At 76.0% G+C, this 23,518-nt stretch carries 8 protein-coding genes; 7 read left to right on the plus strand and 1 reads right to left on the minus strand.

The window, feature by feature from the left end; translation table 11 throughout:
* The first annotated feature begins 50 nt into the window (after positions 1 to 50).
* The 4 genes from AB0910_RS16360 to AB0910_RS16375 all read left to right on the plus strand — a co-directional run bounded on the left by AB0910_RS16360 (position 51) and on the right by AB0910_RS16375 (position 17,924).
* Positions 51 to 290, plus strand: coding sequence for an MbtH family protein (locus tag AB0910_RS16360; protein WP_366745266.1), 240 nt, complete (start codon positions 51 to 53; stop codon positions 288 to 290).
* The gene (locus AB0910_RS16365; RefSeq protein WP_366745267.1) at positions 287 to 4,513 is read left to right on the plus strand and encodes an amino acid adenylation domain-containing protein; all 4,227 of its coding nucleotides are present in this window, start codon (positions 287 to 289) and stop codon (positions 4,511 to 4,513) included. The genes AB0910_RS16360 and AB0910_RS16365 overlap by 4 nt, the downstream gene beginning before the upstream one ends.
* A 105-nt stretch (positions 4,514 to 4,618) precedes the next feature.
* On the plus strand, positions 4,619 to 14,398 hold the full coding sequence (locus AB0910_RS16370; protein WP_366745268.1) for an amino acid adenylation domain-containing protein: 9,780 nt from the start codon (positions 4,619 to 4,621) through the stop codon (positions 14,396 to 14,398).
* Positions 14,391 to 17,924: an amino acid adenylation domain-containing protein gene (locus AB0910_RS16375; protein WP_366745269.1), complete on the plus strand. Its 3,534-nt coding sequence runs from the start codon at positions 14,391 to 14,393 to the stop codon at positions 17,922 to 17,924. Before AB0910_RS16370 ends, AB0910_RS16375 begins: the two co-directional genes overlap by 8 nt.
* A 183-nt stretch (positions 17,925 to 18,107) precedes the next feature.
* Here AB0910_RS16375 and AB0910_RS16380 read toward each other — a convergent pair whose 3' ends face one another.
* Positions 18,108 to 19,481, minus strand: coding sequence for a salicylate synthase (locus AB0910_RS16380; RefSeq protein WP_366745270.1), 1,374 nt, complete (start codon positions 19,479 to 19,481; stop codon positions 18,108 to 18,110).
* Positions 19,482 to 19,985: 504 nt separating this feature from the next.
* Here AB0910_RS16380 and AB0910_RS16385 point away from each other — a divergent pair.
* The 3 genes from AB0910_RS16385 to dhaK all read left to right on the plus strand — a co-directional run bounded on the left by AB0910_RS16385 (position 19,986) and on the right by dhaK (position 23,430).
* Positions 19,986 to 21,407 (plus strand): hypothetical protein, encoded by a 1,422-nt coding sequence (locus AB0910_RS16385; protein WP_366745271.1) that lies wholly within the window; start codon positions 19,986 to 19,988, stop codon positions 21,405 to 21,407.
* A 48-nt stretch (positions 21,408 to 21,455) separates the two neighbouring features.
* Positions 21,456 to 22,250 carry a YqcI/YcgG family protein gene (locus AB0910_RS16390; RefSeq protein WP_366745272.1) on the plus strand — a complete coding sequence of 265 codons (795 nt, stop codon included), beginning with the start codon at positions 21,456 to 21,458 and terminating at the stop codon, positions 22,248 to 22,250.
* Positions 22,251 to 22,437: 187 nt separating this feature from the next.
* Entirely contained in the window at positions 22,438 to 23,430 is a 993-nt protein-coding gene (dhaK, locus tag AB0910_RS16395) for a dihydroxyacetone kinase subunit DhaK (RefSeq protein WP_366745273.1), read from the plus strand.
* Positions 23,431 to 23,518: the final 88 nt, after the last annotated feature.

Genomic DNA, 23,518 nt, shown 5'->3' on the forward strand with positions numbered 1-23,518 from the left:
CGATGGTAGCGCACGCCATCGGGCCACCGCCGAGTGAGGAGTCCATCGCGATGCCGGAGAATCCGTTCGACGACCCGGACGGCGAGTTCGTCGTGCTCGTCAACGAGGAGGGCCAGCACTCGCTGTGGCCCGCCTTCGCCGACATACCCGGCGGCTGGGTCGTCCGGCACGGGCCCGCGGACAGGGACGCCTGCCTCGACCACGTCAGGGAGAACTGGCGGGACATGCGGCCGCGCAGCCTCGCCGAGCAGATGGCCGCGGACGCGGCACGGCCGGGAACCCCCCGGTGACGGCAGGCCCGGCGGAGGCCGCGGGGACGGACGGCGGCGCGGGCCTGGGCGCGGTGTCCGACGTCCTGCCGCTCTCGCCGCTGCAGACGGGGCTGTTCTTCCACGCCTCACTCGGCACCGGCGACGTCTACCGCTACCAGCTGGCGCTCGACCTCGCGGGGCCGCTCGACGCCGCGCTGCTGCGGCGCTGCGCCGACACTCTCCTCGCCCGCCATCCCGCGCTGCGCACCGCGTTCGTCGCAGAGGAGACCGACGAGCCGATCGGGGTCGTGCTCGACGGGCTGACCATGCCCTGGGGCGAGGCCGACCTGTCGGCGCTGACGCCCGCGGAGCAGGAGGAGGAGCTGCGGCTGCACGCCGTGGCGGAGCGTGCCCTCCCGTTCGCGCTCGACCGGCCGCCGCTGCTGCGCGCCTCGCTCGTACGGCTGGGACCCGAGCGCCACCGGCTGCTGCTGACCGCCCACCACATCGTCCTCGACGGCTGGTCGGTGCCCGTCATGGTGGGCGACCTCGGGGCGCTCTACGCGGCGGGCGGCGCGCCGGACGCGCTGCCGCGGGCCCGCCCGTTCCGCGACTACCTGGAGTGGGTCGCGGGCCAGGACGCCGAAGCGGCGCGCCGCACCTGGCGGGAGGCGCTCACCGGGGTCGGGGACGCGACGCTGCTGGTGCCGGGGGCCGAGGGCTCCGACACGCCGGCGGAGCCCGGGCGGATCACCGTGCCCTGCTCCGCGGGCCTCGCCGCGCGGCTGACCGCGCTGGCCAGGAGCCGGGGCGTGACGGCCAACACCGTCGTGCAGGCGCTGTGGGCGCTGCTGCTCGGCGCCCTCACCGGCCGCGACGACGTGGTCTTCGGCACGGTCGTCACCGGCAGACCGCCCGAACTGCCGGGCGCCGACTCGATGGTGGGGCTGTTCGCCAACACCGTGCCCGTGCGGGTGCGCCTGCGCCCCGACGAGGCGTTCTCCGACCTGCTCGCCCGCGTCCACCGGGAGCAGGCCGCGCTGCTCGACGCCCCCTTCCTCGGGCTCGGCGAGATCCAGCGCGAGGCGGGCCTCGCGACGCTGTTCGACACGCTGGTCGTGTACGAGAACTACCCCGGGGGGCCCGGCGCCGAGCTGCGTGCCGGCGCGGACCTGACCATCGCGTCGGGCGGCTCCTGGGACGCCACGCACTACCCGCTCGTGCTCGTCGCCGTGCCGGGCGACCCGCTCTCCCTCACCCTCAAGTACCAGCCGAACGCGGTGTCCGCGCAGGACGCGGAGCGGATCGCCGAGCGCCTCGCGCACCTCGCCGACGAGGTCGTCGGCGACCCCGCCCTGACGGCCGCCCGCGTCGACCCGCTCACCGGGGCCGAGCGCGAAGCGCTGCGCCGGGTGAACGCCACCGGGGCGCCGGTCTCCGAGGCCACCGTCGTCGACCTGTTCGAGGAGGTGGCGGCCCGGGACCCCGATGCGGTGGCCCTGCGCCACGAGGGCGGCTCCCTGACCTACCGCGAACTGGACGCGCGGGCCGACCGGCTGGCCTGGCGGCTGCGGGAGCTCGGCGTGGACGGGGAGCGCCGTGTGGGCCTGTACTTCGACCGCTCGCCCGAGCTGGTCGTCTCGCTGCTCGCCGTGCTCAAGGCGGGCGGCGCCTTCGTGCCGATCGAACCGGCCTGGCCGCGGGCGCGGGTGCGGGCCGTCGTCTCCGACGCCGAGGTCGGCGTCGTCTGCTCGGCGCAGGACGCCGACCTGCCAGAGGGCGTGACGCGGGTGCAGGTCACGCCCTCGGAGACCGGGCCGCAGGAACGTCCCGACGGTCCGCCGCCGCACAGGACGCACGGCGACAACGCCGCGTACGTCATCTACACGTCGGGCTCGACGGGCGCGCCCAAGGGCGCGGTCATCCGGCACCGGTCGATCGCCAACCGGCTGCTGTGGCAGGCCGGACTGCTCGGGTACGGGCCGGGCGACGCGGCCCTGTTCAAGGCGCCGCTCGGCTTCGACATCTCGATCAACGAGATCCTGCTGCCGCTCGTGACCGGCGCCCGCCTGGTGGTCGCGGCGCCGGGCGAGGAGCGCGACGTCGAGGCGCTGCTGCGGCTGATGGCCCAGGAGCGGGTCAGCTTCTGCTACGTCGTCTCCTCGATGCTCGCGGCCATGCTGGAGGTCCCGGGCTTCGCCGGGGCGGCAGGACCCGCGCTGCGCCATGTCTGGTGCGGCGGCGAGCCGCTGACGCCCGAGCTGTACACGCGCTTCAGGTCGGCGACCGGCGCCACGATGTACCACGGGTACGGGCCGGCGGAGACCACGGTCGGCGTCACCCACGAGGTGCGCAGGCCGGGCGGGGACGGCGGCCCGCCGACCCTGGGGCGGCCCAACCCGAACACCGCCGTGCACGTGCTCGACCGGTTCCTGCGGCCTGTGCCCACGGGCGTCGTGGGCGAGCTGTACATCGGCGGGCTGCTGGTCGGGCGCGGCTACGTCGGCGACCCGGCCCGCACCGCCGAGCGGTTCGTGGCCGACCCGTTCGCGGCGGACGGCTCCCGCCTCTACCGCACGGGCGACCTCGCCGCGCGGCTGCCCGACGGCAGGCTGCGCTTCGCCGGCCGCGTCGACAACCAGGTCAAGATACGCGGCATGCGGGTCGCGCCCGAAGAGGTGGAGGCCGCGCTCGGCGAGCACCCCGCGGTCCGCCAGGCAGCGGTGATCGCCCCGGCCGACGCCCGCGGCGACCACCGCCTCGTCGCCTTCTGCGTACCACGCGAGGCGCCCGAGCCACCGTCCGCCGAGAGCGCGGGCGCGCCGGGCGCCGCGGGCGCGGACATCGGGCACGGCGGCGCACAGGCGGGCGACGTGCCCGACGCCCCAAAGACCACCGGCCTGACCGGTCCCACCGGCCCGGACGAGGCCGACAGGACCGACGGGGCCCGCGGGACAGGACAGGACGGCAGCGGCGCTGCCGACGCGGTCGGCGGGGCCGATGCCGCACAGGCGGGCGGTGGGGTGCTCGGGGACGTGACCGCGGATCCGGCCGACGCGCTCGTCGGGGATCTGCGGGCGTGGGCGCGTACGCGGCTCGCGGGGCATCTGGTGCCCGCGGAGATCGTGATCGCCTCACGGCTGCCCACGCTGCCCTCGGGCAAGGTCGACCGGCGGGCCCTCGCGGCGGCGGTGCCCGAGCGGCGTGCCGCGGCGCAGCGGCCCCGCACGGCCACGGAGGAGCGGCTGCTCGACCTGTTCAGGGCCACGCTGGAGCGCTCCGACATCGGTGTGACGGACGACTTCTTCGCGCTCGGCGGCCACTCGCTGCTTGCGACCAGGCTCGTGGTGGCGGCGCGCGCCGCGCTCGGCACCCCGCTGCCGGTGCGCGCGCTGTTCGAGCACACCACGGCTGCGGGGCTGGCCGCGTACATCGACTCGGGGGCCGCCGCGGAGCCCGCGAGGATCGCGGACGGCGTGCTGCTGCCGCTGCGCGCCGCGGGCACCGGGCCCGCGCTGTTCTGCGTGCACCCGGTCACCGGTCTCGCCTGGCCGTACGCCGGCCTGCTGCGGCACGTGCCCGACCGGCCGCTCTACGGCGTCCAGGCGGAGAGCCTGACCCGCGCCGACGACCTGCCGACGAGCCTCGACGACATGGCGGCCCGCTATGTCGATGCGGTCCGCAAGCGGCAGCCCTCGGGCCCCTACCACCTGCTCGGCTGGTCGCTCGGCGGCAGCGTGGCCCACCTGATGGCGTGCCGGCTGGCCGCCGCGGGCGAGACCGTGGGCAGCCTGACCGTGCTCGACGCCATGCCGGCGCACCGGCTCGACGGCACCGCAGGCACGGGCGGCATCGCGCTGAACCTGGCAAGGCTGCTCGCCGTCAACGGCTACCCGGTGCCGGAGGGCGAGGCGCTGACGGCCCGCAAGGCGCTCGCGCTGGTGGCGGAGCGTGGCGGTCCGCTCGCCGGGTTCACCGCCGACGAGCTGTGGTCGGTCGCGACGAGCTGGAGCCACTCTGCGGGGCTGCGCAGCCTCGACGCCGCCCCGGTCTTCCCCGGCGACCTGCTCCTTGTCGACGCGACCGAGGAGGTGAGACCGCGCGATCCGAGTCCGGCCTCGCTGTGGCGGCCGCACGTCACGGGCCGGGTGCGCACCCTGCCCGTCGCCTCGACGCACTGGCAGCTCACCCGGCCTGAGCCGCTGGCCGCGATCGGCGCGGAACTCCGCGCCGAGCTGCGGCGGGCCGGCCCGGCCGACTGACCGCGGGGCTCCGCGGTACGCGCCGGCCGGCCGGGGCCCGCGGGCGCCGGCCGGCGCGCCGGCGCCCGCTCCCCCTCCCCCGCACGACGCGCGAAGACGAACCACGTGAACCTCCAGAAGGGCGAGTCCGCAGTGGACAAGGACGACATCGCCGAGCTCCGGCGTGCACTGGTGCGCAGGCGGCTCGCGGCCGGGGGGCTCGGCCGCGGGCCAGGCCAGGACCCGAAGGACCCGCGGCCGTCCGGCGCCGCGGCGCCGGACGGCGGCCTCGCGCCGCTCAGCGACGGGCAGCGCCACATGTGGCTCGCCCAGCGCCTCGACGCGACGGGCGCCGCCTACAACGTGTGCCTCGCCGTCACCCTCTCGGGCCCGCTTGACGTCCCCGCGCTGCGGCACGCGCTGCGGGCGCTCGTCGTACGGCACGACGTGCTGCGCACCCGGTACGTCACCGGCGCCGACGAGTTCCCCCGGCAGATCGCCGACCCGCCGCCCGCGCCCGCCGACCTGCCGCTGCCGGTCACCGACCTCAGGGACGCGGAGGACGGCGCCTTCGACGCCGCGCTCGCCCGGCTCGCCGGGCACCGCTTCGACCTGGCGCGCGACTGGCCGGTGCGCACCGCGCTGTGGCGCACGGGCGACGACGAGCACGTACTCGGCCTGGTGGTGCACCACATCGCCTGGGACGGCGGCAGCTGGCCGGTGATCGCGGCGGAGCTCGGCGCCGGGTACACCGCCGCCGTCGAGGGGCGCGCAGGGGAGCCGGTGGCGGCGATCGAGCCGCGGTACGCGGAGATCACGGCGGGCGCGGGCGAGAGCCGCGCGGCCCGCGACGACCTCGACCACTGGGAGCGCAGGCTCGCGGGCCTGCCGGGGCCGCTGCGGCTGCCCGCAGACCGTCCGGGCGGACAGGGCGGGCTGCGCAGGTCGGTCGTGCTGCCCGCGGCGGAGACCGCGGTGCTGACGGAGTTCGCCGCCCGGCGGCGCGTCACGCCGTTCACGCTGCTCCTCGCCGCCATGGGCGTGCTGCTGCACCGGCACGGCGCGGGCACGGACCTGCCCATCGGCTCCGCCGGCATGAACCGCGACACGGGCGCGGCGCAGGCCCTCGTGGGGAACTTCGGCAACACCCTCGTCCTGCGGCTCGACGTGGCGGGCGACCCGTCCTTCGAGACGCTGCTGCGCCGCGCCGACGCGGTGCGCGCCGAGGCGTTCACGCACCAGGACGCGCCGTACGACACGGTCGCCGCGCGGCTGCGGCGGGCCGGGGGCGACGCGGCGCGGCACGGCGGCGACCTGTTCAACGTCATGCTGCTGTTTTTGACCCAGGACATGACGGGCCCCCGTCTTCCCGGGCTGCGCACCCGGTGGCGCAACGTGCACAACGGCACCGCGCAGTTCGACCTCTCCTTCGAGGCGTTCCTCGTCGACGGCGAGTTGGAGATCGAGGCGACGTGCCACGCCGCGCTGTTCTCGAAGGAGCGGCTCGACGCGCTCCTCGGCGACCTGCGGGGGCTGCTGCGCGCGGCCGTCGCCGCGCCGGACGCGCCCGTCTCCGCGCTGCCCGTCTCCGTACTGCCCGTACCGGTCGGCGCACCCGCGGAACACGCGGAGCACACGGAACACACAGAGCAGGGCGACGGCGCCGCGCGCACCCCGGCCGAGGTGGAGGCGCTGGTACGCGACACGATGGCGGAGCTGCTCGAACAGCCGGCGGGGAGCGTCGCGCGGGACGGCGACTTCTTCGCGCTTGGCGGCAACTCGCTGCTGGCGACCCGGATGGTCGCAGCGCTGCGGGCCGCGCTCGGCACGGACGTGTCGCTGCGCGACGTGGTGGGGCTGCGCACCCCGGCCGCGCTCGCCGCGGCCGTCGCGCCGCGCGAGTCCGCGGGCGACTGGCGGTCCGTCACCGGTGGGGACCGCGAGGAGGGGCCAGGGCCGCTCACCGCCGGGCAGCGCGCGCTGTGGTTCCTGCGGGCGAGCACCGGTCCATCGGCCGAGTACAACGTGGCACTGGGCCGCAGGCTGCGCGGGCCGCTCGACGTGGCGGCGCTGCGCGCGGCGCTCGCCGACGTTCTTGAGCGGCACGAGGTGCTGCGCGCCGTCTTCGGCGAGCGGGACGGCACGGTCGTGCACCGGGTGCTTGCCACCGGTGACGCGCTGGCCGGGGGCGCCGGGCTGCGCGTGCGGCGGGCCGCGGGCGGGGACGCCGCGACGGGCCCGGCCGAGGACGCCTTCGAGAACCTCGATGCGGCCGTCGAGGCCGAACTGGGCCATGTCTTCCGGCTGGAGGACGAGCCAGCGCTGCGCGTCACGCTCTTCGAGGAGGGCGAGGGCGCGTACGTCCTGCTGTTCGTCCTGCACCACCTGGTGTTCGACGAGTGGTCGGAGTCGGTGCTCTGCTCCGACCTGGCGCGGGCCTACCGGGCGCGCGCCGCCGGCGAGGCGCCGCGGTTCGCCGCCCTGCCCGCGCGCTACGCCGACTTCGCGCGCTGGCAGCGGCGCGTACTCGCGGAACCCGAAGGGGAGATGGCGCGGCAGCGCGCCTTCTGGCGCGGGGCCCTGCACGACCTGCCCGACCAGATCCCGCTGCCCGCCGACCGGCCGCGGCCCGCTGAGCCCGACCCGGCGGGCGAGGCGGTGTCGGTGCCCGTGCCGCGGGCCGTGGTGACGGCGCTGCGCGCCCTCGCGGTGCGGCGCTCAGTGCCGCCGTTCGCGGTGTGGCACGCGCTCGTCGCCCTGCTGCTCTCCCGCAACGGCGGGGGCTCCGACGTGCCGCTCGGCACGCCGGTCTCGGGCCGCGGTACCGGCGAACTCGGCGGTCTGATCGGCATGTTCACCAACACGGTGGTGCTGCGCTCCGACCTGTCGGGCCATCCCGCGTTCGCCGAGCTCGTCGACCGGCTCGCCGAGGCGGACCTGGCCGCCTTCGACCACCAGGACCTGCCGTTCGAGCGGGTGGTCGAGCTGGTCGACCCACCGCGGGTGCTGGGCCGCAACCCGCTGTTCCAGACGATGCTGATGTACGTGGACGCGGCGCCTGACGCGCTGCGGCTGCCGGGGGTCGCCGACGAGCCGTTGCCCGCTCGGCTCGACGTGGCCAAGTTCGACCTGAGTTTCACGGTCGTGGACGACGAAGGCCCGGCCGGGCCGCACGCGGTGGTCCGTTACAGCACCGCCCTGTTCGAGCGGGCCACCGCGGAACGCCTCGGGCGTGAGCTGCGGCAGCTCGCCGAGGAGGCGGCCGCCGACCCCGACAGGTCCGTGGCGCGCGTCGAGCACCTGCCGGAGGCCGACCGCCGTCTGCTGGTCGAGGAGTTCAACGCGACGGCCGCACCGGTCAGCCGGGCGAGCCTCGCCGACCTGTTCGCCGCCCAGGCCGCGGCGACGCCGGACGCGATCGCGGTCGCCTGCGGGAAGGACGAGGTGACGTACGCGGACCTGGACGCGCGGGCGCGGCGGCTCGCGGCGGAGCTGGTGGCGCGCGGGGTGGGTCCGGAGAAGGTCGTCGGCGTCCACCTGGACCGCTCGGTCGAGCTGGTGGTCGCGCTGCTCGCGGCGCTCAGGGCCGGCGGGGCCTTCGTACCGCTCGAACCCGCCTGGCCGCGGCAGCGGATCGCCGAGGTGGTCCGCACCTCGGCGCCCACCGTGGTGGTGACGCGGGAGCCCGCCGAGTTCGCCGGGTCCGGTGCGGCGGCCGTCGAGCCGCCCGACGCCGCAGGCGGCGCGGACGGCGGGGATCCGGCGGACGCCCCGGGGCTGCCGCGCCTCGGGCCGGACAGCCTGGCGTACATCATGTACACCTCGGGCTCGACCGGCACGCCCAAGGGCGCCATGATCCGGCACGGCGCGATAGCCAACCGGCTGCTGTGGCAGCGCGGGCTGCTGGACTTCGGGCCGGGCGACGCGGCCCTGTTCAAGGCGCCGCTCGGCTTCGACATCTCGGTGAACGAGATCTTTTTGCCGCTGGTCACCGGCGCGACGCTGGTGGTGTGCCCACCGGGCGACGAGCACGACGCGGAGGCGCTGGCCCGGCTGGTCGCCACCCGGCGCGTCACCTTCTGCTATCTGACGTCCTCGCTGCTCGACGTGATGCTCGGCACGGAGCACGCGGCGGGGCTGGCCTGCCTGCGGCACGTGTGGTGCGGCGGCGAGGTCCTGACACCGGAGCTCTTCGCGCGCTTCCGCGCCGCGCTCGACGCCACCCTGTACCACGGCTACGGGCCGGCGGAGGCGACGATCGGGGTCAGCCACGAGGTCTACGGACCCGGGCACGAGCGCGGCGCCGTCACCATCGGCCACGCCAACCCGAACACCGTCATCCACCTGCTGGACGCGCAGCTGCGGCCGGTCTCCCTCGGCGTGCCGGGCGAGATCTACCTGGGCGGGCTGCCGCTGGCCCGCGGCTACGTGGACGACCCCGGCAGGACGGCCGAGCGGTTCGTCGCCGACCCGTTCTCCGCGGACGGCGCGCGCCTGTACCGCACGGGCGACCTCGGGCGGCGGCGGCCCGACGGCACGCTGGAGTTCCTCGGCAGGATCGACAACCAGGTCAAGATCCGCGGCATGCGGGTCGAGCCCGAGGAGGTGGAGGCGGCGCTCTCCGGCCATCCCGCGGTGCGCAGCGCCGCGGTGGTGGCGCGCAGCGACGGCGGTACGAAGCGCCTCGCCGCCTATCATGTGGCCGCAGAAGGCGCCGAGTTGAGCGAGGAGGCGCTGCGCGGCTGGCTCGGGGAGCGGTTGCCCGCGCACATGGTGCCCGCCTCGTTCACCGCGCTGACGGCCATGCCGCTGCTGCCCTCTGGCAAGGTCGACCGGGCCAGGCTGCCCGCGCCGGTGCGGCGCGGGACGGTGTCGAGGCCGCCGCGCGACGCGCGCGAGGCCCTGCTGTGCGAGCTGGTCGCCGGGCTGCTCGGGGTGGCGGAAGTGGGCGCGGAGGACGACTTCTTCCGGCTCGGCGGCGACAGCATCCTCTCCATCCAGCTGGTGTCGGCGGCGCGCGCCGCGGGGCTGCGGCTCGCGGTGCGCGACGTGTTCGCCGCGCCCACGGTCGCCGGGCTCGCCGCGCGGGCCGCCGCCGCGGCGGACGGCGCGCGGGGCGAGGAGGCCGCGGACGGCGCGCCGTGGCCCGGCGGAGGCGAAGGCGGCGGCGACGCGCTGCCCCTCGCACCGCTCCAGCAGGGCCTGTTGTTCCACGCGCTGTCGAGCGAGGGCGCCGACGCCTATGTGGCGCAGCTGACCCTGCGCCTCGGCGGGGCGCTGGACGAGGAGGCGCTGCGCGCCGCGGTCGACGGGCTGGCGCGCCGGCACGAGAGCCTGCGCGCGTCCTTCGGGCACGACGAGAACGGCGTCCCGGTGCAGCGCTTCGCCGCCGAGGTGCGGGTGCCGTGGCGGGCCGCCGACCTCGGCGGGCTCGGTGCGGCGGAGCGCGAGCTGCGCTGGGCCGAGCTGGTGGAGACGGAGCGTGCCACGCCGTTCGACCCGGCGCGCGCACCGCTGCTGCGCGCGGTGCTCGGGCGTTTCGGCGACGGGGAGCACCGGCTGCTGCTGACCAACCACCATCTGCTGTTCGACGGCTGGTCGCTGCCGCTGCTCGTCCGGGACCTGCTCGCGGGGTACGCGGGCGACGCGCTCGCGCCGCCTCCCGGCCAGTACCGCGCGCATCTGCGGTGGCTCGCCGGGCGGGACACCGAGGCGGCGGCCGAGGCGTGGCGCGCCGCGCTCGACGGGCTGCCCGGGCCGACGCGGCTGGTGGACGAGGCGACCGACACCGGCCACCGGGCGGCGGCTGAACACTCCCTGGCGCTGGGTGCCGGGCTCACGGGGCGGCTGACGGCGCTGGCCAGGGAGCGGGGTGTCACCGTCGGCACCCTGCTCTCCGCCGCCTGGGGCACCGTGCTGGGGCTGCTGACCGGCGAGAGCGACGCGGTGTTCGGCGTCACGGTCTCCGGCCGCCCACCGGAACTGCCGGGCGCAGAGGGCACCGTGGGGCTGTTCATCAACACCGTCCCGGTGCGGGTACGGGCCGAGCCCGGGCTCTCGTTCGGCGAGCTGCTGCGGCGGCTGCACGCCGAGCAGGGCGCGCTCATGGACCACCAGCACCTGGGCCTCGCGGAGATCCAGCGGCAGGCGGGCGGCGGTGAACTCTTCGACACGCTGCTGGTGTTCGAGAACTACCCGGCCGACCGGGCGGAGCTCGCGGCGACCGCGGGGCGCGGCGGGCTCGACCTGCTCGGCATCGACTCGTCCGACGACACCCACTATCCGCTGACGCTGCTGGTGCAGCCGGGCGACGAGCTGACGGTGCGGCTGCGCTACCGGGGCGCCGCGCTGGGCCGGGAGCGGGTCGAGGCGATCGGCGAGCGGCTGCGTGCCGTGCTGGCGCGGCTCGCCGAGCGGCCCGACGCGCCGCTCGGCGCGCTCGACCCGCTGCTGCCCGGCGAGCCGCGCGGCGCCGCGTCGCAGACGCCCGCGCACCCGGGCGACGTGGTCGAGGCCATCGACCGGGCGGCCGCCGCGTCGCCGGACGCGACGGCGGTGACCGCCGACGGGGTCGCGTACGACTACGCGTGGCTCGCGGCCAGGAGCCGCCGGATCGCGCGGCTGCTCACCGCGCACGGCGCGGGGCCCGAGCGGCTCGTCGGGATCGCGCTGCACCGCTCGGCCGACCTGATCGCCGCGGTGCCCGCGGTGCTGCGCACCGGCGCCGCGTTCCTGCCGCTGGATCCGGGCCAGCCCCCGGCGCGGCTGGCCCGCGTCCTCGGCCAGGCGCGTCCTGTGGCCGTCCTGACGACGCGTGCGCTCGCCGGGACACTGCCGGCTGACGACTGCGGCACACTGCTCGTACTCGACGACATCGACGACATCGACGACACAGACGACGCCGACGGCCTGGCGCAGGACGGTCCCGAGGGCCGGGAACCGGTCCCGGTGCGCGCGGGCCAGCCCGCCTACGCCGTGTTCACCTCCGGTTCGACGGGCGAGCCCAAGGGGGCGGTGCTGACCCGGCAGGGGCTGTACAACCGGCTGGTGTGGACGGCGCGTGCCCACGGCATCGGCCCCGAGGACGTCGTCCTGCACAAGACGCCGATCAGCTTCGACGTGGCGGTGTGGGAGCTCCTGCTGCCCCTGGCGGTCGGCGCGCGGGTGGTCGTCGCCGAGCCCGGCGGGCACCAGGACCCCGGCTACCTGGCGGGGCTGATCCGCGCCGAGGGCGTGACGACCGCCCACTTCGTGCCGTCGATGCTGCGCGCCTATCTGGACGACGCGCGGCCCGCCGGGTCTCCCCCGCTGCGCAGGCTGCTGTGCAGCGGCGAGGCGCTGCCCGCCGATCTCGCAGCGCGGGCCGCCGCGCTCGGGGTCGAGGTGCACAACCTGTACGGACCGACGGAGGCCACCATCGACGTCACCGCGGCGCGCCACGGGGCCGATCGGGACGCCGCCTCCGGTCCCACCGTCCCGATCGGGCGGCCCGTGGACGGCACCCGGGTGCATGTGCTCGACCGGGCGCTGCGGCCCGTGCCGCCCGGCGTGCCGGGCGAGCTGTACCTCGGCGGCGTGCAGCTCGCGCGCGGCTACCTGGGCAGGCCCGGCCTGACGGCGGCCCACTTCGTGGCCGACCCCTTCTCGGGCGGCGGGGCGCGCCTGTACCGCACGGGCGACATCGTGCGGACGGGCCCGGACGGCTCGCTCGAATACCTCGGCCGGGGCGACGACCAGGTGAAGATCCGGGGCGTCAGGGTCGAGCCCGCCGAGGCCGAGGCGGCGCTCGCGGCGCTGCCGGGGATCGCCGCGGCTGCCGTCGTGCCACGCGCGGAGGGCTCGGGCGGCACCCGCCTCGTCGGGTACGCCGTGCCGGAGGCCGGGGCCGTCCCGCCGGACCCCGAAGCGCTGCGGGAGGCGCTGGCCGGGGTGCTGCCCGAACAGCTGGTGCCCACGTGGATCGTGGTGCTCGACACGCTGCCGCTCACCTCGTCGGGCAAGGTGGACCGGCGGGCGCTGCCGGCCCCCGAGCGCCCGGCGGCGGACGGCGGCCGGGCGCCCGACGGGGAGCGCGAGACGGTGCTGTGCGGCCTGTTCGCCGAGGTGCTCGACCTGCCGTCGGTGGGTCCCGACGACAACTTCTTCGCGCTCGGCGGCGACAGCATCAGCTCGCTGCGGCTGGTCACGCTGGCCCGCGCTGCGGGGCTGCGGTGCTCACCCCGGCAGGTCTTCGAGGCGCCCACGCCCGCGGGGCTCTCGCGGCTGGCCGAGGAGTCGGCGCCCGACCCGGTGCGCAGGGCGGCCGAGGTGCCGGCGCACGGGCCCGTGCCGCTGACGCCGATCATGCGGCGGCTGCTCGACCGGGGCGGGCCCGTCAAGGGGTTCGCTCAGTCCGTGGTCGTCAGGACCCCGGCGGGCGCGCGCGCCGACTGGCTGACGGCGGCCCTCGACGCGGTGGTACGCACCCACGACATGCTGCGCGCCCGGCTGGAGTCCGCCGCCGCGCGGCCCGCGGACGACGGGGGCACCTCGGCGCCGCGCCTGCTGGTCGAGCCGCCGGGCGACGGCCCCGGCGAACCGCCGCGCCGCGTCGAGGGGGTGCCGGAGCCCGAGGCCCTGGCGGAGACCGTACGGCGCGAGGCGGAGCTGCTGGACCCGGCAGGCGGCCGGATGCTGCGCGCGGTCTGGTGGGACGCGGGCCCAGGCGGGCAGGGCCGGCTGCTGCTCGTCGCCCACCACCTGGTGGTCGACGGCGTGTCCTGGCGGGTGCTGCTGACCGACCTGGCCGCCGCCTACGAGGCGGCCGCGGCAGGCAGGCCCGTGCGGCTCGCGCCCGTCGGCACGTCCTTCCGCGCCTGGGCGCTCGCCGCGGCCGACGCGGCGTCGGCCGACGCCGAGGGGCGGGCGGCCGCGTGGCGCGACCGGCTTGCCGGGCCGCCGCCGCGCCTCGCGGACCGGCCGCTCTCGCCCGAGCGCGACGTGCTCGCCGCGACCCGCAGGACGGTGACGGAGCTGCCGGCAGCGCTGACCCGCGAGGTGCTGCGGGTCGCCGGTTCCACGGCGCTCGACGGCGCGGACGCGGGCGGGCGCGCCGACGCCCAGCGCGTCCTGCTCGCGGCGCTGGTCGCGGCGCTCGCGGGCACGGGCGCCGAGCCCGCGCCGCTGGTGCGCCTCGAAGGCCACGGCCGGGAGGAGCAGGTGGTGCCGGGCAGCGACCTGACGAGGACGGTCGGCTGGTTCACCACGGCCTTCCCGGTACGGCTCGACGCCTCGGGCCTCGACCTCGCGGAGGTCGCGGCGGGCGGGCCCGACGCCGGCCTGCTGCTCGCCAGGGTCGGCAGGGCCGTCGCAGGACTGCCCGACCACGGCCTGGAGTACGGGCTGCTGCGGTACGCGGGCGGGGCGAGCACGGCCGTGCTCGCGGCGCTGCCCGAGCCGCTGGTCGGCTTCAACTACCTGGGCAGGTTCGGCGGCGGCGCCGAGGACTGGTCGCTCGACTCGGCCGCGGGCCCGCTCGGCGGCGCGGGCGATCCCGCGATGCCGGTGGCGCACGTGCTGGACGTCAACGCCGCGGTGGACGGCACGGGCGACGAGCCGCGGCTGCGCGTCTCGTGGACGTACCTGCCCGAGCTGCTGCCCGCCGCGGACGTCGACCGGCTCGCCGCTCGCTGGGCCGAGGCAGTGGGCGGGCTCCTCGCCCACCTGCGGGACGCCCCCGAGGCCGCCGCGGAGGCCGCCGCCGAGGGCGCCGCGCCCGCGCTGCCGGAGCCGCGCCGCCCGAACCTGGTCGCGCTCTCCGGCGGCCAGCTCGACCGGCTGCGCCGCCGCTTCGCACCGCCTGGCGCCCCCGCGGGCGGCACAGACACCTCATCCGCGACGAGTGATCGGAACACGCTCCATGACTGATGCCAGCAGCGTCGACGCCCTCATCGGCGACGTGCGCGCCCAGCTGACCGAGGGGGACGAGGTCCCCGAGGAGTCCGACAACCTCATCGAGTGGGGGCTCGACTCGATCGGCCTGATGCGGCTCGCCGCGCGCTGGCGCCGGGAAGGCGTCGACGTCTCCTTCGGCGACCTGGCCGTACAGCCGACCCTGGCGCACTGGCGGACCCTGCTGCTCGCGGCGGACGCCGCCGCCGACCCGGCGCCCGGAGCAGCTGCCGGCGCGCCCGCGGATGCCTCAAAGGCCGCAGAGGCCGCAGAGACGGCGGACGGCGCAGGGGACGGCACGTTCCCGCTCGCCCCGCTCCAGCACGCCTACTGGATCGGCCGGGAGCCGGGCCAGCGGCTCGGCGGCGTCGCCGCCCACCTCTACACCGAGTTCGACGGCGCGGGGGTCGCCCCGGAGCGGCTGGCCCGCGCGGTCGGCGAGGTGACGCGGCGCCACCCGATGCTCAGGGTCCAGGTCACCGGGGACGGCGGGCAGCGGGTGCTCGCCGAGCGGCCCTTCACCCCGGTGGCGGTGACGGACCTGCGCGGTGCGGACCCCCAGGAGGCGGACCGCGCGCTGACACGGCTGCGGGAGGAGCGTTCGCACCAGACGCTCGCGATCGAGGAGGGCCAGGTCTTCGAGATCGGACTCGCGCTGCTGCCCGGCGGGCGCACCCGGGTCGCCGTGGACGTGGACATGGTGGCGGCGGACGCGCGCAGCTACCGGCTGCTGCTCGCGGAACTGGCCCGCGCCTACGCGACCGGTGCGGCGCTGCCGCCCGCGCCCGCCTACGACTACCGGCGCTACCTCGCGGAGCACGCGGACGCGGGCGCCGCCGCCGTCGAGCGCGACGCGCGGTGGTGGCGGGAGCGGCTCGACTCGCTGCCCGACGCCCCCGAGCTGCCCGCCGACCCGCGGCCGGTCCGCCCCGAGCGCATCGGACGCCGCGCCCACCGGCTGACGGCCGCGCAGCGCGACGGGCTCGCCGCCCGCGCCCGCGCCCACGGCGTCACCCTCGCCGTGGCGTTCGCCACCGCGTACGCCGAGGTGATCGGCGCGTGGAGCGCGAGCCCGCGGCTCCTGCTCAACGTGCCGCTGTTCGACCGCGAGCCGCTCGACCCCGCGGTGCCCGGGCTGGTCGGCGACTTCACCTCGTCGGTGCTGCTGAGCGCGGACGTGTCGCGGCCCGAGCCGTTCGCCGAGCGCGCCCTGGGGCTCCAGGCGCAGCTGCACGAGCGGGCGCGGCACGCCGCCTTCTCCGGGGTGCACCTGCTGCGCGAGCTGGGCAGGGCGACGGGTTCCCCGGTGGTGGCGCCGGTCGTGTTCACCAGCGCGCTGGGGCTCGGCGACCTGTTCGCCCCCGAGGTGACCGACGCCTTCGGCGAGCCGGTCTGGATGATCTCGCAGGGCCCGCAGGTGGTGCTCGACGCGCAGGTCACCGAGGTGGCGGGCGAGGTGCTCGTCAACTGGGACGTGCGCGAGGACGTGCTGCTCCCCGGCGTCGCCGACGCGATGTTTTCCGCGTTCACCGCCCTGCTCGACCGGCTCACCGGCGACGCCGCCGCCTGGACGTCCACGGTCGGCGCCCTGCTGCCCGCGCGGCAGCTGAGGGAGCGCGAGCAGGCAGGTGCCGCGGCGGCCCGCCCGCAGCCGGACGGCCTGCTGCACTCCGGGTTCTTCGCCGCCGCCGCGCGCACTCCTCAGGCGCCGGCGCTGCTGTGGGGCGAGGACGGCTGCTTGAGCTACGGGCAGCTCGCCGACCGGGCGCTGCGGGCGGCGGGCGCCCTGCGCGCGGCGGGCGCGGCACCGGGCGACACCGTCGCGGTGAGCCTGCCCAAGGGCCCCGAGCAGATCGCCTCGGTGCTCGGGGTGCTCGCCGCGGGCTGCACGTACCTGCCGATCGGGGCGGACCAGCCGGACGCCCGGCTGCGCCGGGTGCTGTCCCTCGCGGGCTGCCGGGTCGTCGTCACGGACCGGGCGTCCGGGGCCGGTGACGGGGTGGCGGTGCTGCGCCCCGCCGACGCGCTCGGCCACGGCGAGCCGCTGCCGGCGCCGCACCTGGGCGAGGGCGCCGGCGCGGCGGAACTCGCGCCCGCCTATGTGCTGTTCACCTCGGGCTCGACCGGCGAGCCGAAGGGCGTCGAGGTCGGCCACGAGGCCGCGATGAACACGATCGCGGACCTCGTCGAGCGGTACGGCCTCGGTCCGCGTGACCGCACCCTCGGTGTGTCGGCGATGGAGTTCGACCTGTCCGTGTTCGACGTGTTCGCCGCGCTGACCGCGGGCGGCGCCGTCGTCGTGGTGCGCGAGGCGGAGCGCGGCGACGCGCGCGCCTGGGCTGCGCTGGTGCGCAGGCACCGGGTGACGGTGCTCAACTGCGTGCCCGTGCTGCTCGACATGCTGCTGGTCGCGGCGGGGGACGCGGCGGACGCCGGGCTCGGCGACTCGCTCAGAGTGGTGCTGCTCGGCGGCGACTGGGTGGGGACCGACCTGCCGGGGCGGCTGGCCGCGCGGGTGCCCGGCTGCCGGTTCGTGGCGCTCGGCGGTACGACGGAGACGGCCATCCACTCGACGGTGTACGAGGTCGAGGACCCGGACGCGCTGCCCGCCTCCTGGCGGGCCGTCCCGTACGGGGCGCCGCTGGGCGGCGTGGCGTGCCGGGTCGTCGACGAGCAGGGGCGCGACCGGCCCGAGTGGGCGGCGGGCGAGCTGTGGATCGGCGGCGCAGGACTGGCCAGGGGCTACCGCGGCGATCCGGTGCGCACCGCCGACCGGTTCGTGGAGCACGGCGGGCTCCGCTGGTACAGGACCGGCGACTTCGCACGCTATCTGCCCGGCGGGGTGCTGGAGTTCCTCGGCCGCGCCGACCAGCAGGTCAAGCTGCGGGGCTACCGGATCGAGCTGGGCGAGGTGGAGGCGGCGCTCGCCGCACAGCCCGGGGTGAGGCGCGCGGTGGCCTGCTGCTCCGACCGGCGCGGCGGTTCCCTGCGCGCGATGGTCGAGGCGGACCCCGGCACGGACGAGGAGGCGCTGCGCGCGGGCGCCGGGGACCTGCTGCCCGGCTACATGGTGCCCGACCGGGTCGTCGTACGGGACGGGCTGCCGCTGAACCGCAACGGCAAGCCGGACCGTGCGGCGATCGCCGGCGCGCTGTGGGAGGAGCGGGAGTCCGCGCAGTCCGCCGCGCCCACGGGGCCGCTGGAGACGCTGCTGCTCCAGGTGTGGCAGGAGGTCCTGCGGGCGCAGGACCTCGGGCCCGACGACGACTTCATCGGCAGCGGCGGCGACTCGGTGCTCGCCACCCGGATCGTGGCCGGGCTGCGCGACCTCACGCAGACGGACGCGGTGCGCGTGCAGGACGTGCTGGGCTCGCACACGGTCGCCGGCATGGCGCGTGCGCTGCTCGCCGCCGACCCCGGCTGGGAGGAGATCGCCGAACTCACCCTGGCGGTCGCGTCGATGACCCCCGAGGAGCTGGCGAGCGAGCTCGCCGCCGGCTGAGCGGGATCCCCCGTGCGCTCCCGCGGCGCCCGCCGTGGGAGGCGTCCGGGCCCCGCCGCCCCCGGACGCGCCTCGGGGCGGCCCGCCTCACGGCCGGGCCGCCCCGAGGGTTTTCCCGCTGTGGTGTGCGCGCCCACGGGTACGGACCGGCGCGCACGCCGCGCCGGTCCGTACGTCCTCCGGTCAGCGGGTGGCGGGGCGCACCAGGTAGCGGGCCACGCTGTTGAGCTTCTCGCAGGTCTCGGTGAACTCGCGCTCGGGGCGCGACTGACTGACGATGCCCGCGCCCGCACGCAGCCAGACGCGGTCGCCCACGCCGAACGCGGTGCGCAGGACGAGCGCGGCGTCGAGCGCGCCGTCGGAGTCGACGCTGAACACCGCGCCCGAGTAGAGGCCGCGCGGGGTGGGCTCGTGGTCGCGTATCACCGGGTAGGCGGCGCGCTTGGGGACGCCGGAAGCGGTCACCGCGGGAAAGAGCGCGCCGAAGGCGCGCCAGGCGCGGGTCTGCGCGTCGCCCGAGTCCCGTGCCTCGGGCAGCCGTCCGGTGACCGTGGAGCCGAGATGCTGCACGCTGCCGCGGTCCTTGACGTCCATGAACTCGGGCACGGCCACGGTGTCGGTCCTGCAGATCCGGGTGAGCTCCTCGTGGGCGAGCTTGACGGAGACGGCGTGCTCGTACACCTCCTTGGCGTCCGTGGTCAGGTCGCCGCGCAGCCGCAGGTCGTCCTCGGCGTCGCCGGTGCGCGCGCGGGTGCCGGCGAGGGGGCGGGTGCGCACGGTGCCGTCGACGTCGATCTCCGCCACGGTCTCCGGGCTGAAGCCGAAGGCGCGCAGGTCCGGGGTGTCGACGACGAAGGAGCGGGCCGGTGTGTTGTGGCGGCGGCCGACGAGGTAGCTGGCGACGAAGTCGACGGGGCCCGCGACGGGCAGTTCACGGGAGAGCACGACCTTCTGCAACTCCCCCGCCTTGATGGCGCGTACGCAGTCGGCGACGGCGGCCAGGTAGTGCTCGTCGCGTACCTCGACAGGCACCTCGACGGGCTCGTGGCGGTCCTGGTGCGCGTCCGGCGCGCCTGCGGGTCCGGTGAGCAGCGAGGTGACGAGGTCGAGTTGCTGGGGTGTGTCGGAGGTGATGACCGCGGCTCCCGGGCACAGGCGCACCTCGGTTCTCGGCACGACGGCGCGCACCAGGGTGGCGTCGGCGGGCACGTCGTGCCCCGCGAGGGCGTGGGCGAGTTCGAAGGCGGCCCAGCCGTAGCCGGACCAGCCGGGCAGCGGCAGTTCGCCGAGCAGCCGGGCGAAGGCGCCCAGCGGGTCGCCCGCGGTGGCGAGGGTGCGCTCGCCCCAGGGGCCGCGCGAGACGGCGGCCCGCCCCGTCAGCGTGACCTCGGCGAGTACGCCCACCCCGACGCGTACGTCGGCGTCGCGCTCGTAGAGCAGCTGTGTGTCGGAGAGCCCGTGGCGCAGCAGTCCGGCGGCGAGGGCGACGGGGTCGCCGCCCAGCGGCACGGTCCTGCGCACCGGCGTTGTCACAGTGATCGTTTCGTCTGTGGTCATCAGTCTCGGAACTCCGCGTTCTGGCACAGCCGTGGAAGGGACGGTGACGGTCGTGGGTGCGGTCGGACGGCCGGCCGCGCGGGCCCGGGGCACGGCTGCCCCGACCGGGGCCGTCGCGTGGTGCGGCTCGGGCCCGCCGGGGCCGGTCAGCGGCCGTGACGGCGGGCGCCGTGCGCCCGGTCGGCGTTCCCCGCCCGCGCGTTCGGTCCTTCGGCGTTCACTGCGGCGGGCTCCTCGGGTCGGCCGGAAAACTGCGAAAGGCTCGCGAACCTCGGGGCGTTAGATTAGCCTAACCTTACTCACGCGGGTCAAGGAGTCCCCCGGCCCGCCTGCCGCGCGGGGGCCTTGAGGCCACCCCGCCACCGGCGGCGGGACCTGCGCGAAGCTCCGGGGTTGGCCCGTTCCGCACCGGGTGGGGCACCCCACCCCTTGTCATCAAACTTAGGTTAGCCTAACCTACCTTTCGTTCGAGCTGAGACGTCCTCACGAAGGGAACAACCGGTCGTGAACGCTTCCTACACCGACCTGGCATCGCTGATCGACAGCAAGGACCCCGCCCAAGCCAATGGGATCGTCAAAGCGTTCGCCGCCAACGCCGCGTTCAGCGCGGCGGAGTGGGAGGAGCTGACGACCGAGGACAACCCGTACCGGCGCCCCGTGCGCCCGGACGACCTCGCGTGGCTCGACTACTCCAAGCCGATGCCGAAGGAGAAGGCCCTGCGGCTGTCGGCCCTCCTCGGCCACCGCATGCTGCGCAACGTCTACGACGCCGACCTGCTCTACCTGCCGCCGGCCGCCGGCGACCCGGCCGCCACCAGCAAGGCCGCGTTCTACAGCACGAGCAACCGGATACTCTCCGCGCTCGCCCAACCGATCCTCGAACGCCACCTGTTCACCCTGCTCGACGACGTGCGCGAGCCGCTGGCGCGGCACGACACCGCGGGCCTCGTCGAGCATGTGCGCGCCTACCTCGACCGCAGGCGCACCGAGGCCGACCGCGCGGCCAAGGCGGTCTCCGACACCAAGGGCCGCCGCGAGGCCGCGACGTTCCTCATGCTCCAGCTGAGCGCCTTCGTCCCCGCCGCGTACGACGCCGTGGGCCACATGGCGGTCGGCGAGTACGGCCTCGCCCACCCGGGCCTGCGCGGGCTGCTGCTCGACGCGTACCGGCGCTGGGAGGACGACGCCGAGGACTACCGCGCGATGCTGGCCTCCGCCGAGCTGACCACGGGCACCGCCGCCTACTGGCAGCTGTACCTGGGCACTTCGCTCGCGCGCGGCAACCACCTGCACTACCTGGGCCGCAACCGCGAGAACGCCTTCGCGTTCCTCGGCGCCTGGATCCAGTTCGAGATCGACCGCGCCGTCACCGCGCCGCACCTCGCCGACGTCTTCGAGGAGACGCTCGGCGCACGCCCCGCCTTCCTCGGGAAAATCGCCGACCTCACCGGGGACGAGCTCGAACAGCGGGTCCTGTCCCTGATCGAGCCGCTGGTCGAGCGCTTCGGCTCCGACGTGGTCAGCGAGTTCCACCGGGGCTTCGCGGACGCCGCCTGGTTCACCGAGCTGTGGGACGGCGACCTCGGCACCCAGGTCACCTGGGCCGACCGCATCGAGGAGTACCAGGACAAGGCCGCCCGCATCGACCGCAAACTCACCACGGAGAACATCACGGTCGACCTGGACACCTTCGTCGAGACCTGCGACGAGACCTCGACCACCCATGTGCACAACGAGCACCGGCTCGTGATGATCGAGTCCGGTCGCATGCACTTCTGGAACAACGTCACGCACAAGATCGAGCTGAACGAGGGCGACAAACTCCTCATCCCGGTCTCCCGGCTGCACGGCTCCACCGTGCTCTCCGGCTCGTGCACCTACCACCAGCCCATCATCCCGGAAGAGATGCTGCGCGAGTTCGACTGAACGTCAGGTGGCGCTGTTCCCCTTTCCCTTACCACCACGGAGTTGATGGTGTCATCGGTCGACGCTGCCGGCGAGGAAACACCCTCCGCCGACGGCGACATACGTCGCCTGACAATCGGAGCGCTCCCCGCCTGGGGGGCCGAGCACGCCCGCGACCTGCTCGGCACGCTCGTCGCCCCCGCGGATCCGTTCCCCTGCACGTTCGCCGTCTCCGCGGCGAAACGCAACACCCTGCGCTTCGGCTTCATCGACGGCCTGGACGACCAGGCCGCGTGGAAGGAGCTGCCGGGCATCCTGTCCGCCTACCTCGACCAGTACAAGGAGATCTCCCGCGACACCTCGCTCGTGGTCTTCTTCCGCGACGACGCGCCCGCGCGCGGGCTGACCGCGTACAACGAGCGGTTCTGGTCGATCCTGCAGTACCTGCACGACGAGGACGAGAAGCCCTGGCCCGAGGGCCTGCCCAGCGACCCTGAACACCACATGTGGGAGTTCAGCTTCGACGGCACGGAGATCTTCGTGGTGTGCAACACGCCCTCGCACTCCGAGCGGCGCAGCCGGCACAGCCCGGTGTTCATCATCACGTTCCAGCCGCGCTGGGTCTTCGAGGGCCTCGAACCCGACAGCGCGCGCGGCAGCGCCGCCCGGCGGGTCATCCGCACCAGGCTGCGCCGCTTCGACAGCGTCGACCCGGCGCCCGAGCTCGGCTCCTACGGCGACCCGGAGAACCGTGAGTGGCGGCAGTACTTCCTGCCGGACGACAACGACAAGCCGCTGACCGGCTGCCCGTTCCGCGGCCGCAGACCGGAGCGCGCGGACGACGGCGGCCGGCCGGGCCGCTGAGCCGCGCGCGGACCGCCGACGGCGCGCGCCGCCGGTTTCGTACACCGCCGAGAGGCCGTGCGGGACCGGCGGCGCGCGCCTGCCCCTGCGCCCGGCGCGGGCGGGGCGGCGGCACGTCCCCGCGGATGACCTGCGCCGCCGCAGGGCCGATACTGGGCGCAAGGAACGCCCGACTGGGAGGCACCCCGTGAAGATGCTCATCAACGTGCCCGAGACCGTGGTCGCGGACGCCCTGCGCGGCATGGCCGCCGCACACCCCTCGCTCTCGGTGGACGTCGACAACCGTGTCGTCGTACGGCGCGACGCCCCGGTCGCGGGGAAGGTGGGCGTGGTCTCCGGCGGCGGGTCGGGGCACGAGCCGCTGCACGGCGGCTTCGTCGGGCCCGGCATGCTCTCCGCCGCCTGCCCCGGTGAGGTGTTCACCAGCCCGGTGCCCGACCAGATGGTCAGGGCGGCAGCGGCGGTGGACAGCGGCGCGGGCGTGCTGTTCGTCGTGAAGAACTACACGGGCGACGTGCTCAACTTCGACATGGCGGCCGAGCTGGCCGAGGACGAGGGCGTGCAGGTCGCGAAGGTCCTCGTCAACGACGACGTGGCGGTGACCGACAGCCTGTTCACCGCGGGCAGGCGCGGCACGGGCGCCACCCTGTTCGTGGAGAAGATCGCGGGCGCCGCGGCCGAGGAGGGCCTCCCGCTTGAGCGGGTCGAGGCGATCGGCCGGCAGGTCAACGAGTCCTCGCGCAGCTTCGGTGTGGCGCTGACCGCCGTCAGCACGCCCGCGAAGGGCAGCCCCACGTTCGACCTGCCCGAGGGCGAGCTCGAACTCGGCATCGGCATCCACGGCGAGCCGGGCCGCGAGCGGCGCGCCATGATGACCTCGCGGGAGATCGCGGACTTCGCCGTGGGCGCCGTGCTCGACGACCTGCAGCCGCGCGGTCCTGTGATCGCCCTGGTCAACGGCATGGGCGCGACGCCGCTCCTGGAGCTGTACGGCTTCAACGCCGAGGTCCAGCGGGTGCTGGGTGAGCGCGGCGTCTCGGTGGCCCGTACGCTCGTCGGCAACTATGTGACGTCCCTGGACATGGCGGGCTGCTCGGTCTCCCTCTGCGAGGTGGACGAGGACCTGCTGCGGCTGTGGGACGCGCCGGTGGAGACCCCCGCGCTGCGCTGGGGCCGCTGAGGCGCCAGGGGGCCGCCGGCTCCCGGTGCACGGGTACGCGGCCGCCCCGGGCGGCGCGGGCAGCAGGCAGTACGGGCGCGAGGAGATG

The sequence above is a fragment of the Streptomyces sp. NPDC047002 genome, assembly GCF_040704505.1.
Lineage (GTDB): Bacteria > Actinomycetota > Actinomycetes > Streptomycetales > Streptomycetaceae > Streptomyces.